The organism is Cereibacter sp. Soil_C_27, from assembly GCF_057657095.1.
The window spans coordinates 161,312-174,343 of the sequence record NZ_JBDGJD010000001.1 but is presented as its reverse complement, the minus strand read 5'-3'; the positions used below and the strand labels follow the sequence as shown (position 1 = coordinate 174,343).

Sequence of the window (13,032 nt, the reverse complement as noted above, 5' to 3'; positions counted from 1 at the left end):
GGCGTATTTGAGCCAAGATGAAAGAGCTGTGATGTTGTTGAGCCTGTCGGGCGTCGAGAAGTCCTATCCCACCGGTGAAGGCCCGCTGACGGTGCTGCATGGCATCGGCATGACGCTCGATGTCGGGCAGAGCCTTGCGCTGACCGGGGAATCCGGCAGCGGCAAGAGCACCTTGCTGCATCTGGTGGCGGGGCTCGACAAGGCCGATGCCGGGCAGATCCTGATCGACGGGCAGGATATCGCGCAGGCGGGCGATGCGGCGCGGGCGGCGCTGAGGCGCGGCACGGTGGGGCTGGTGTTCCAGCAGTTCAACCTGATCCCCTCGCTCGACGTGGCGGCGAACCTCGCCTTTCAGGCCCGGCTCTCGGGACGGCACGATCCGGCTTGGCAGGCGGAACTCGCGCAGGTGCTGGGGCTGGAGCCGATGCTGCGCCGCTACCCCGAACAGCTATCGGGCGGGCAGCAGCAGCGCGTGGCGATCGGGCGGACGCTGGCGGCACGGCCCAAGCTGGTGCTGGCCGACGAGCCGACCGGCAATCTCGACGAGGCGACCGGCGATGCGGTGATGGCGCTGTTGCTGCGGCTGGTGGCGCAGACTGGGGCGGCGCTGCTGATGGTCACCCATTCGATGCGGCTGGCCGACCGGCTGGGCGGGCGGCTGCATCTGGCCTCGGGGCGCGTCACGTGATCCACGCCGGGCTCGGGGCGCTGCTGTCGCATTGGCGGCGCAGCCCGCTGCAGTTCGCCATGCTGCTCTTGGGCCTGTCGCTGGCCACGGCGCTCTGGTCCGGGGTGCAGGCGATCAATGCCGAGGCCCGCGCCAGCTACGCCCGCGCCGCCGAGACGCTGGGGCAGGACCAGCTGTCGCGGCTGGTGGCCGACCGTCCGATCCCGCAGGAGGTCTATGTCACGCTGCGACGGGCGGGCTGGTTGGTCTCGCCGGTGGTCGAGGGGCGGCTGACGGTGGGGCGGCGCAGCCTGCGGCTGATCGGCATCGACCCGCTGAGCCTGCCGGTGGAGGCGCAGCAGGTGGAGTTCGGCGAGGGCGATGCGCTGCTGCCCTTCCTCACCCCGCCGGGGCTGCTCTATGTGAACGCCGAGACGCAAACGCGGATCGAAGGCGCGGAGCTGCCGCCGCTGCGCCTGTCGGAGAGCCTGCCGCCCGGCACGGCGCTGACCGACATCGGGCAGGCGCAGCGGCTCCTGGGCAGCGGGCCGACGGTGTCGCATCTGCTGGTGCATCCCGGCTCGCCGCAGCCTCCGCTCGACCCGGCGCTGGGGCTGGTGCTGCAGGCGCCGCAGGACGGATCGGAGCTGGCGCGGCTGACTGACAGCTTCCACCTGAACCTCACGGCCTTCGGGCTGCTCGCTTTCGCGGTGGGGCTCTTCATCGTGCATTCCGCCATCGGCCTTGCCTTCGAGCAGCGCCGCCCGGTGTTCCGCACCCTGCGGGCGCTCGGCCTCTCGGGGCGGATGCTGACCGGGCTCTTGCTGGGCGAGCTGATGCTGCTGGCGCTGGTCGCCGGGATGATCGGCGTGGCCCTGGGCTACGGGGTGGCCGCGCTGCTGCTGCCCGATGTGGCGGCGACCCTGCGCGGGCTCTACGGCGCCGAGGTGCCGGGGGTGCTGAGCCTGCGGCCCGGCTGGTGGCTGGCCGGGCTCGGCATCGCGGTGCTGGGCACGCTGGTCTCGGCGGCGCAGAGCCTGTGGCGGGTCTGGCGCCTGCCGCTGCTGGCCCCCGCGCAGCCGAGAGCCTGGGCGCGGGCCTCGGAACGGGCGCTGCGCTGGCAGGCGGGGGGCGGGCTCGCGCTGCTGGCCGTGGCGCTGGGACTGATGCTGGGCGGGCATGGGCTGGTGGCCGGGTTCGGGGTGCTGACCGGGCTGCTTCTTGGCGCGGCGCTGCTGCTGCCGGTGCTGCTCTGGGCCGGGATGTGGGCGGGCGAGCGGCTGGCGCGCGGGGTGCTGGCGCAATGGTTCTGGGCCGACACGCGGCAACAGCTGCCGGGCCTGTCCTTGGCGCTGATGGCACTGCTGCTGGCCTTGGCCGCGAATATCGGCGTGGGCACCATGGTGTCGAGCTTCCGGCTGACCTTCACCGGCTGGCTCGACCAGCGGCTGGCGGCGGAACTCTACCTGACCGCGCGCAGCGAGGCGGAGGCCGCCGAGATGGTGGCCTGGCTGGAGCCCCGCACCGATGCGATCCTGCCGATCTTCAGCGCCGGGACCGAGGTTCTGGGGCAGCCGGCGGAACTTTACGGCGTCACCGACCACGCCACCTACCGCGATCACTGGCCGCTGCTTCAGGCGCTGCCCGACGTCTGGGACCGCGTGGCCTCGGGCGATGCGGCGCTGGTGAACGAGCAGCTGGCCCGGCGCGAGGGGCTTGCGCCCGGCGATCCGCTGGTGCTTCCCGAATGGCGGGGCGAGATCGCCGGGATCTACAGCGACTACGGCAACCCCGAGGCGCAGGTGATCGTTTCCACCGACCGGCTGCTGGCGCTGCATCCCGAGGTGTCGCGGCTGCGCTACGGCCTGCGTGTGGCGCCGGAGCAGGCGGCGGATCTGGCCGAGGAGATGCGGCAGCGCTTCGGGCTGGGCGAGACCGGGCTGGTGGATCAGGCCAGCATCAAGGGCTTCTCGCTGGCGATCTTCGAGCGCACCTTTGCGGTGACCGCGGCGCTCAACGTGCTGACGCTGGGCGTGGCGGGGCTGGCGATGTTCGCCAGCCTGATGACGCTCTCCGGGATGCGCCTGCCGCAGCTGGCGCCGGTCTGGGCCATGGGGCTGACCAAGGCGCGGCTGGCGCGGCTCGACCTGCTGCGCACGCTGCTGCTGGCGGCGGTCACGATGCTGGCGGCGCTGCCTCTGGGGCTGGCGCTGGCCTGGGTGCTGCTGGCCGTTGTGAATGTCGAGGCTTTCGGCTGGCGGCTGCCGATGCATCTCTTCCCGGCGGAATGGCTGAGGCTGGGCGCGCTGGCCCTGCTGGCGGCCGCCATCGCTGCCGCCATTCCGGTGCGCAGGCTGGCGCGGCTGGCGCCGTCGGACCTCTTGCGGGTTTTTGCGAATGAACGTTAGGTATCTTGCCCTGATTGGCCTTCTGGCCTCGCCGTTGCATGCACAGGGCTTCGCCGGGCTTGGGGCCGAGGTCGAGGGTTTTGCCGTGCCCGAGCCGGGCCGGGGCTTCGAGTTTCCCGCCGATCACGGCGCGCATCCGGCCTACCGGATCGAATGGTGGTATCTGACCGCCACCCTGACCGGCGAGGACGGCCGCGACTATGGCGCGCAATGGACGCTGTTCCGCTCGGCCCTAGCCCCCGAGGAGCGCGAGGGCTGGCAGAGCCCGCAGCTCTGGCTCGCCCATGCCGCGCTGACCACGCCCGACACGCATCACGTCGCCGAGAAACTGGCGCGCGGCGGCATCGGGCAGGCGGGGGTGACGGCGGCGCCCTTCGAGGCCTGGATCGACGACTGGCAGATGTTGGGGACCGCCACCGAGGGCGATGCGCTCTCGGCCCTGCGGGTCACGGCCAGTGGCGAGGGCTTCGGCTACGATCTTGCGCTCCGCGCCACCGGGCCCCTGGTGCCGCAGGGCGAGGGCGGCTATTCGGTGAAATCGGCAGCGGGTCAGGCGAGCAACTACTACTCGCAGCCGTTCTACGAGGTGGAGGGCAGCATCCGCGTGGCGGGCGCGCCGATGGCGGTCACCGGCAAGGCATGGCTCGACCGCGAGTGGTCTTCGCAGCCCCTGGCCGCGGATCAGACCGGGTGGGACTGGTTCTCGCTGATGTTCGACGATGGCGCGCGGCTGATGGGTTTCCGGCTGCGCGACGGCGGGGCGGGCTATACCAGCGCCACCTGGATCGCGGCGGATGGCACGCCGACGCCGATGCCGCCGGGCGCGCTGCAGGTGACGCCGCTGCGCGAGGCGCGCGTCGCCGGGCGCGACGTGCCGGTCGACTGGCGCGTGACGCTGCCGGCAAGGGGGCTCGACGTGACGGTGGCGGCGATGAACGATCAGGCCTGGATGACGACCAGCCTGCCCTATTGGGAAGGGCCGATCCGCATCTCGGGCAGCCATTCCGGGCGTGGCTATCTGGAGATGACCGGCTACTGAACCGGGATCACATCCACCGCATGCCGGGTCTTCTGCTTGCCCGGCCCGCGCAGAATGCCGGAGACCGGGGCAACATCGCCGTAATCCCGGCCATGGGCGACGACGATGTGATCGGTGCCGATCAGGCAGTCGTTGGTCGGGTCGAACTCCACCCAGCCCTGCGCCTTGCCGCACCAGGCCCGGACCCACGCATGCATGGCATCGGCGCCTTCCAGACGCGGGCGGCCCGGCGGCGGCGTGGTGCGCAGGAAGCCAGAGACATAGGCGGCGGGGATACCCAGCCCGCGCAGCCCGGCGATCATGATCTGGGCGAAATCCTGACAGACGCCGTGTCGATGCGCGAAAGCCTCGGCAGGCGGGGTGTCGACCGTGGTGGCGCTGCCGTCGAAGGTCATGTCGCGGTGCAGCGCCCGGCCCAGCGCCTCGACCGCGGCGCGGGTGGTCGGCGCCCCTTCGGTCGCCTCGCGGGCATAGGCGGTGATCTCGCCCACCGGATGGATGCGCGGCGAGGCGGCGAGGAAGTGGTGCGGCGCGTCGCCCTTCAGGCTGCGGCAGGCGGTGAGAGCCGCCTCCAGTTCCCCGAGCGGGATGGAATTGTCTTCACCATAGCCGGGAAAGCAGCGGTCTACCTTCGCTGTCGCGGTGAAGGCGATGTCGGAATGATCGCTGGTCAGCGCCACCTCGACCGTCCGGTTGCCGAAGAAATCCGCGAACTCCCCCCGATCGGCCGGCCGCGGGCTGATGGCGATGGCGGCCTGCGACACCTCCTGCACACCGGGCAGATGCAGCGGCAGCAGCCGCAACAGATGCCGCCCCCCGGTCGCCGGGCGGGCGTAGTGATAGGTGACGGCGAGGCGGATGTGATACTGCATCAGCGCAAATAGGTTTCGGTCAGAAGGTCGGAGATGCCCCAGATCTCGCTGCGCAGCCGCCAGAGCGCGTCGGTGTCCAGCCGTTCCGCCCGCTCGGTCGCGAGGTTGGTGTGGCAGCGCAGCACGGCGCGCGACAGGTCCGAGAGCTGCCCCGCCACCTGCGCCCGTGGCAGGAGCGCCACCTGATCGCGGATGCCGTCGAGCTGGAACTGGATCGCGCGCGGGTTCCTGCTGTCCAGCGCCAGAAGGTCGATCACCGTCTCGCGCGTGGTGGAGACCGTGTAGCGCCGACGGTGCGACATGACGGAATCGCCGAACTCCACCGCCAGATCCAGCGCCCCCTCCGGCGCCCAGGGGTCGGCCAGCGTCGCCAGCACCGAGGACATCCCGGCGGCGCGCTCGATGAAGCGCCCCAGCTCCAGAAAGCGCCAGCCCATGAAGCGATACATGTTCTCGTGGATCAGCCCCGAAAAGCCGGTGAGCTTGCGCAAGAGCGTGGTGATCGCCCGCGCCGCATCGTCGCCCGGCTGCACCCGCTCGGCCAGGCGGCGGGTGGATTTGTCGAGATCGGCCAGCGCCGACCAGCCATCCGGCGAGAAACGGTCACGCACCTGCCCGGCGCTGGCCACTGCATTGCCGAGCGTGGAGATCAGCCCCTTGGGGATGCCCTGCTCCGGGTCCACCCCCTGCCCCTTGAACAGCGGCGCCAGCGCCGCCAGCAGCGGCCCCTTGGGGTCTCCGGTCTCGGCCATCCGCGTGTGATGCGCCCGCACCAGCCGCATGATGCCCTCGGTCCGCTCGACATAGCGGCCGAGCCAGTAGAGGTTGTCGGCCGAGCGCGAGGGCAGCGCGCCCAGCTCGGCCCGCACATAGGGGCCCTGCGCCGGGATCATCGTCGCGGGCTCCACCGCGCCGGAGCTGACGATCCAGACATCCGCCGCCGCCCCGCCGCGCTGCATGGCGATGGCCTTGGGATCGCTGGTGCGGCCGATCCGGGCAAAGCCGCCGGGCATCACCTGCCAGCCCTCGGGCGTGCGGGCGAGGAAGACGCGCAGGCTCATCGGCCGCGGCACCAGCGCGCCGTCGATATGGGCGGGCGTGGTCGAGAGCTTCACCGACTCCTGCCCGACGAGGGTCCGGCCCTCGCGCTCCAGCCAGCCCGCCAGATCGCCGTCGGGCACCTGCCCCTCGGCCAGCGCCGCCAGATCGTCCTCCAGGGGCTGCCGGGTGGACAGCGCGGGGCTGATGATCATGCGCTCCGGATGGGCGGCAACATGCGCCCGCTCCTTCGCCTGCCCGCACCACCATGTCGCGATATTGGGCAGGATCAGATCCTCGCCCAACAGAGCCTTGGCGATGCGCGGCATGAAGGCGAGGAAGGCCCGGGTCTCCAGCACGCCTGATCCGAGCCCGTTGACCACCGTTGCCGAACCGTGGCGCAGCGCCGAGACGAAGCCTGGCGTGCCCAGCCGCGAGGCGCCCTCCAGTTCCAAGGGGTCGGCATAGGCGCCGTCGAGCCGGCGCCAGAGCACCGAGATCGGCTTCAGCCCGGCGACGGTGCGCACCATCAGCGCGCCATCCACCACCGTCAGATCCTCGCCCTGCAGCAGCATGAAGCCGAGGTAGCGGGCGATATAGGCGTGTTCGTAGTAGGTCTCGTTCAGCGGCCCCGGCGTCAGGATGCCCACGCGGCTGTCGGGATCGGCCCGCAGCCCCAGAAGCGCGTCCCGGAAGGTGCGGAAGAACCCGGCAAGCCGGTGCACATGCGCCTCGGCATAGAGGTCGGAGAAGACCCGCGCCACCGCTACCCGGTTCTCCAGCGCGAAACCCGCGCCGGACGGCGCCTGCGCCCGGTCGCCCAGCACCCACCATGTGCCATCCGGCCCGCGCCCGATCTCGAAGGCGAGGAAATGCAGATGATGCCCGCCGCGCGGCGCGACATCGACCAGCGCCCGCAGCCATTCCGGATTGCCCGCCACCAGCGAAGGCGGCAGCACGCCCTCGGCCACCAGCCGGTTCGGGCCGTAGAGATCGGCCATCAAGGCTTCCATCAGCGCCGCCCGCTGCACCAGCCCGGCGGTAAGCGTGGCCCATTCGGCCTCCTCGATCAGCACCGGGATATGGCTCAGGGGCCAGGCCCGCTCGGTCGAGCCCTCGGCGGAATACTGGCGGAAGAACACGCCTGCATCGCGCAGATACTGGTCGCCCCGCGCGAAGCGGCGGGTCACCTCCTCGGGCGCGAGCGCCGCGAAATGCTTCAGGAAGGCGCGCCAGACCGGGCGCACCTCGCCCTGTGGGTCGAGGAGCTCATCCGACACGCCCGGCAGGGTGTGATATCCGTCCAGCACCGAAGGCAGACCGGGAGCGTGGCGCGCCTTTCTGTCCATCTAGAGCCCTGCAGGCCTCCTGAGATCGAGGGTCAGCGGAAACTCGCGGTGCGGCTGCTCCGGCGGGACGCTGAACTGCCCCGGGGTATGCCCGTGCGGGGTGAATCGCGCAAGCCGCCGCGCCTCGGCCTCGTTGCCGTTCACCGGGAAGGTCTCGTAGTTCCGCCCGCCCGGATGGGCGACGTGATAGACGCAGCCGCCCAGCGACCGGCCCGACCAGCGGTCGTAGATGTCGAAGGTCAGCGGCGCATTCACCGGCAGGCTGGGATGCAGCGCGGCGGAGGGTTGCCACGCCTTGTAGCGCACCCCGGCCACCGCCACCCCGCCCGTCCCCGCCGGCTGGAGCGGCAGCGGACGGCCGTTGCAGGCGACAATGTAGCGCGCCGGATCGGTGGTGGTGAGCTTCACCTGCAGCCGCTCGGTCGAGCTGTCGGTATAGCGCACCGTGCCGCCGATGGCCCCGGTCTCGCCCAGCACATGCCAGGGCTCCAGCGCCTGCCGCAGTTCCAGATGCACGCCCTCGTACTCGACCTCGCCGCAGAAGGGGAAGCGGAACTCCTGCTGCGCCTCGAACCAGTCCGACCGCAGCGGGAAGCCATGCGCGCCCAGATCGGCCAGCACGTCGCGGAAATCGGCCCAGACGAAATGCGGCAGCATGAAGCGGTCATGCAGCACCGTGCCCCAGCGCGTCAGCTCGCCGCCGATGGGGTTGGTCCACATCCGGGCGATCATCGCGCGGATCAGGAGCTGCTGCGCGAGGCTCATGCGCGGGTCCGGCGGCATCTCGAAGCCGCGGAACTCGACAAGACCGAGCCGCCCGGTGGGGCCGTCGGGCGAATACATCTTGTCGATGCAGATCTCGGCCCGGTGGGTGTTGCCGGTGACATCGGTCAGGATGTTGCGCAGCAGACGGTCGGGCAGCCAGGGGAAGGGCCGCTCGTCCGACGGCCCGGGGATCTGCGCCAGCGCGATTTCCAGCTCGTAGAGGCTGTCGTGCCGCGCCTCGTCGATCCGGGGCGCCTGTGACGTGGGGCCGATGAACAGGCCCGAGAACAGGTAGGAAAGCGAGGGGTGCCGGTTCCAGTGCAGGATCAGGCTGCGCAGCAGGTCCGGGCGGCGCAGGAAGGGCGAGTCGTTCGGGGTCGCCCCACCGACGACCACATGGTTGCCGCCGCCAGTGCCGCAATGCTTGCCGTCGATCATGAACTTGTCGGCGCCGAGCCGGGTCTGCCGCGCCTCCTCGTAGACGGCGTTGGTGATGGCCACGCAGTCGTCCCAGCTCGTTGCGGGATGCACGTTCACCTCGATCACCCCCGGATCGGGCGCGACGCGGATCACGTTCAGCCGCGGGTCATGCGGCGGGGCGTAGCCCTCGATATGCACCGGCAGGCCCAGCTCCTTCGCTGCGGCCTCGGCGGCGGCCACCAGCTCCAGATAGTCCTCGACAGCCTCGACCGGCGGCATGAAGACGCAAAGCCTGCCATCGCGCGGCTCGACCGAAAGCGCCGTGCGCACCGCGTCGTCGCCGGAGCCGATGATCTGCTCCACCCGCTCCTGCACCGGCTCGGAGGCGGTGAAATGCGCGATCGACTGCGGGCCATCCGGCGGCGCGGCCGCGCTGGCGGGGGTCAGGCTGGGGGCGGGCGGAAGATCGGGCAGAGGGCCGCGCGGCACGGTGGGATCGACGGTGTTGGTATAGGGATAGCGCGAGGGCGGCACATAGGGCAGCGCGCCCAGCGGCAGGCGGTAGCCTACGGGGCTGTCGCCGGGCACGAGGAACAGGTGGTTGCGCCGCAGCTTCCAGCGCTCCGACCGCCAGCGCGGCTTGTTGGCGACCTGGCTCTGCCAGCGCTGCACCGGCAGCACGAAGCCCGAAGGCTCGGTCAGCCCGCGCTCGAACACCTTGGCCATCCGGTAGCGTTCCTCGGGGTCCTTCAGCTGCGAATTCTCCGGCGTCACGTTCTCCGGAAGCTTGCCTTCCTTCAGCAGCCATTCGCCCGGGTCCTCATAGGCGGGCACCACCAGATCGCCCTCGACCCCCAGCTGCGTGGCGATGCCCTGCAGCAGCGCCGCCGCCTCGGCAGGCCCAGCCCCGGTCTGCGCGCTTTCGCCCGCCACCAGCGCCGGGTCGCTCCACAGGGGCTTGCCGTCGCCGCGCCAGTAGAGCGAGAAGGTCCAGCGCGGCAGCGTCTCGCCCGGATACCACTTGCCCTGCCCGTAATGCAGGAAGCCGCCCGGCGCGAAACGGTCGCGCAACCGGCGGATCAGCTGGTCGGCCAGCACCCGCTTGGTCGGGCCGACGGCATCGGTGTTCCACTCCCCCGCCTCGAAATCGTCGATCGACACGAAGGTGGGCTCGCCCCCCATGGTCAGCCGCACATCGCCCTCGGCCAGCGCGGCATCGACCTTGTGGCCCAGCGCGTTCAGCTCCTGCCAGGCGTCGTCCGAGAAGGGCTTGGTGATGCGCGGATGCTCGGCCACGCGGCGCACCTGCATGTCAAAGGCGAAATCCACCTCGGCATAGCTCGCCATCCCGGCGATGGGGGCGGCGTTGCGGTAATGCGGCGTCGCGGCCAGCGGGATATGGCTCTCGCCGGTCAAGAGGCCCGAGGTGGCATCCAGCCCGATCCAGCCCGCGCCGGGCAGATAGACCTCCGTCCAGGCATGCAGGTCAGTGAAGTCGTTCTCGGTGCCCGAGGGCCCGTCGAGCGATTTCAGGTCGGGCTTCAGCTGGATCAGGTAGCCCGAGACGAATCGCGCGGCAAAGCCCAGATGGCGCAGCACCTGCACCAGCAGCCAGCTCGAATCCCGGCACGACCCGCGCCCGGCCTCGAAGATCTCCTCCGGCGAATAGACCCCGGGCTCCATGCGGATGACATAGGCGATCTCGTTGGCGATGCGTGCATTCAGCCCGACGACGAAATCCACCGTCCGCATCCGCTGGCGCGGGATCGAGTCGAGAAACGCCTGCAGCCGCGGCCCCGCCGGTTCGGGCTGGCTGTAGATCACCAGATCCGGGCGGATGTCTTCGGGATACTCGAAAGGCCAGTGCTCCGCCGACTCCTCGACGAAGAAGTCGAACGGGTTGTAGACTGTCATGTCGGCGACCAGATCGACCTCGATCTTGAACTCGGTCACCGGCTCGGGAAAGACGAAGCGGGCCAGCCAGTTGCCGTAAGGGTCCTGCTGGTGGTTCTCGAAATGCCCGCCCGGACTGACCTTGAGCGAATGCGAGATCACCCTCGTCCGTGAATGCGGCGCAGGGCGCAAGCGGATGATCTGCGGGCCGAGGATGACGGGCCGATCGTAGCGATAATGGGTCAGATGGTGGATGCTGGCCTTGATCGACATGGTTTTTTTCGTCTCGGTTCGGGCTTCAACCTCGACGGTTTCACAGAAACGACGGTCGCGCCATGCCCATTCGCCCGCATCCGCTGCAGGAAAGGGCGATGCGCGGGGTGCTGCTGAATTCCTGTGCGTTGGCCTCAGGCGGCCTCGGGCAGCGGCAAGATCACCCGGGCGGTCGTGCCGAGCCCCGGCGCACTGTCGATGGCGATGCTGCCGCCCATCCCCTCGACCAGCCGCCGCACGATCGCCATGCCGAGCCCGGTGCCGCCGAAACGCCGGGTCACGCTGCCGTCGGCCTGCTCGAACTCGTCGAAGATCCGCTCCGACTGCGCTTCGGTCATGCCGATGCCGGTGTCGCGCACCTCGATGGTCATCGGCGCGCCGCGCGGGCAGGAGAAGGTGACGACGACCTCGCCCGCCTCGGTGAATTTCACCGCATTGCTGACAAGGTTCTGCAGGATCTGCATGATCCTGAGCGGATCGCCGGTGCGCGGCACCTCGGCGCCGACGCTGGTATAGACCTCCAGCGCCAGCCCCTTCTCCTCGGCCATCTGGCAATGCATCTCGTCCAGCCGCAGCGCCAGCTCGTCGGGGCGGAAGTCGACATGCTCCAGCTCCATCTTGCCCGCCTCGATCTTCGACATGTCGAGCACGTCGTTCAGGATGGTCAGCAGCACCTCTCCCGAGCGGCGGATCGTGGTCACCATGCGCTTGTGCTCGGCGTCGGTCACCGCCCGGTCGAGCACCTCGGCCATGCCCAGTACCCCGTTCAGCGGCGTGCGGATCTCGTGGCTCATGTTGGCGAGGAACTGCGACTTGATCCGGCTGACCGCCTCGGCCCGTTCGGCGGCGCGGCGCAGCTCGCATTCGGCGGCGACCTGCTCGGTGATGTCGGCGACCGCCAGCACCACGACGGCGGCGCGGTTGGGATGGCTGATCGGCGCGGTGTTCACCGAGACCACCCGCACCGCCCCGTCCGCCCGCCGCAGGGCGAAGCGGCGGTTCCGCTCGGGCGCCGCCGACAGCGTCAAGTGCCGCAGCGCGGGAAAGGCATGCTCCACCGGGCTGTCCCCCTCGGCCGCGAATTGCGGATCGTCGTAGCAGAGCCGCCCGAGCGCGCTTTGCGGAACGCCGAAGATGCTCTCGGCCTCGCGGTTGGCATAGACGAAGCGCCCCGCGTCATCGAGGGCGACGATGCCCGAGATGCTGGTGTCCATCAGCTTGCTCAGATAGTCGCGCTCGGCCATCAGCTGATCGCTGAGAAAACGCCGCTCGGTGGCGTCGTTCATCACCAGAACCCAGCCCATCGCCGAGCGCGAGCGGTCCAGCGGCTTTTCGATCGGCAAGAGCCGCAGGTCGAAGTGGCGGCTGCCGATGCTGATCGACGCTGCCGCCTGTCGCGCGTGCCCGGCGATGACCTGCCGCACCACCTCGCCGATATGCGCCGCCGCCCTGAGATCGCCGCCGAGCCCCGGCAGCCTGCGGTGGAACAGCCGCTGCGCCTCGGGGTTCAGGCCCGCGAGACAGCCCTCGGTGTCGAAGACGATGATCGGATCGACTGTGTTGTAGAACAAGAGGTCATTGGCGACGGTGGTGATGTCCATCAGCCGGTTGTTGAAGATCATCCAGGTGAAGGTCAGCAGCACGAAGGAAAAAAGATAGGGGGTCGGGTCGAAGCCGAAGACGGTGACGCCGAAGGCCAGGTAGGCCACGTTGCCCAGCATCGGCACCGTCGTGATTGCCAGAAGCCCGAGGTAGAACGGGCGGTAGCGCGGATTGGCCCGCGCCACCCCCAGCACTGACACGAGGATGCCGCCGATGAGGAACAGGTAGAGATAGAGCGCCACCACCACGAACATCGGCCCGCGCTCGTAGACGATGGAGGGGCGCCCGTCGACGATCGCCAGCTCGGTCGCGGTGTAGAACAGGCGGTGCAGCGGGTTGGTCGCCAGCATCACCGCCACCACCACCGCCCCGCCGATCAGCAGCGTGATCTTCCACGAGGCATTCGACGAGCGCCGCACGAAGGAATAGTCGAGCAGGAAGAAGGCCCAGGCCGTCGGCAGCAGCATGATCGCCGGCCACATCACCTCGCCCCAGAACAGCTTGCAGCCCTCGGTGACCGAGACGAGCTCCATCGTCGCGGCGCCGAGCCAGCCCAGCATCGCCACATGGGCGATCATGAACCAGCACTTGCCGAAGAACTGCGCCTGCCGGTGCACCCAGTAGGTCTCGATGGCCAGCGCCGTCCAGATCAGCAACGCCAGCAGCGCCGCCATGTCCAGCGAGCCGGGCAGGACGCAGTGCATCA

7 protein-coding genes are annotated in these 13,032 nt (G+C 70.0%); 3 read left to right on the top strand and 4 right to left on the bottom strand.

Going from position 1 to position 13,032, the window contains the following annotated elements:
- The first annotated feature begins 31 nt into the window (after nucleotides 1-31).
- The 3 genes from AC3A5Z_RS00845 to AC3A5Z_RS00835 are packed head-to-tail and all read left to right on the top strand — an operon-like array spanning nucleotide 32 to nucleotide 4,114.
- On the top strand, nucleotides 32-688 hold the full coding sequence (locus tag AC3A5Z_RS00845; RefSeq protein WP_487517524.1) for an ABC transporter ATP-binding protein: 657 nt from the start codon (nucleotides 32-34) through the stop codon (nucleotides 686-688).
- Between the two features lie 59 nt (nucleotides 689-747).
- The gene (locus AC3A5Z_RS00840) at nucleotides 748-3,075 is read left to right on the top strand and encodes an FtsX-like permease family protein (protein WP_487518606.1); all 2,328 of its coding nucleotides are present in this window, start codon (nucleotides 748-750) and stop codon (nucleotides 3,073-3,075) included.
- Nucleotides 3,065-4,114, top strand: a complete 1,050-nt coding sequence (locus AC3A5Z_RS00835; protein WP_487517523.1) for a lipocalin-like domain-containing protein — start codon at nucleotides 3,065-3,067, stop codon at nucleotides 4,112-4,114. The genes AC3A5Z_RS00840 and AC3A5Z_RS00835 overlap by 11 nt, the downstream gene beginning before the upstream one ends.
- Here AC3A5Z_RS00835 and AC3A5Z_RS00830 read toward each other — a convergent pair.
- From AC3A5Z_RS00830 to AC3A5Z_RS00815, 4 genes are all read right to left on the bottom strand, one after another.
- Nucleotides 4,108-4,986 carry a transglutaminase family protein gene (locus AC3A5Z_RS00830; protein WP_487517522.1) on the bottom strand — a complete coding sequence of 293 codons (879 nt, stop codon included), beginning with the start codon at nucleotides 4,984-4,986 and terminating at the stop codon, nucleotides 4,108-4,110. The genes AC3A5Z_RS00835 and AC3A5Z_RS00830 overlap by 7 nt on opposite strands.
- Nucleotides 4,986-7,373, bottom strand: a complete 2,388-nt coding sequence (locus AC3A5Z_RS00825) for a circularly permuted type 2 ATP-grasp protein (RefSeq protein ID WP_487517521.1) — start codon at nucleotides 7,371-7,373, stop codon at nucleotides 4,986-4,988. The genes AC3A5Z_RS00830 and AC3A5Z_RS00825 overlap by 1 nt, the downstream gene beginning before the upstream one ends.
- Nucleotides 7,374-10,724, bottom strand: coding sequence for a transglutaminase family protein (locus AC3A5Z_RS00820; protein ID WP_487517520.1), 3,351 nt, complete (start codon nucleotides 10,722-10,724; stop codon nucleotides 7,374-7,376).
- Nucleotides 10,725-10,858: 134 nt separating this feature from the next.
- Entirely contained in the window at nucleotides 10,859-13,030 is a 2,172-nt protein-coding gene (locus AC3A5Z_RS00815) for a sensor histidine kinase (protein ID WP_487518605.1), read from the bottom strand.
- Nucleotides 13,031-13,032: the final 2 nt, after the last annotated feature.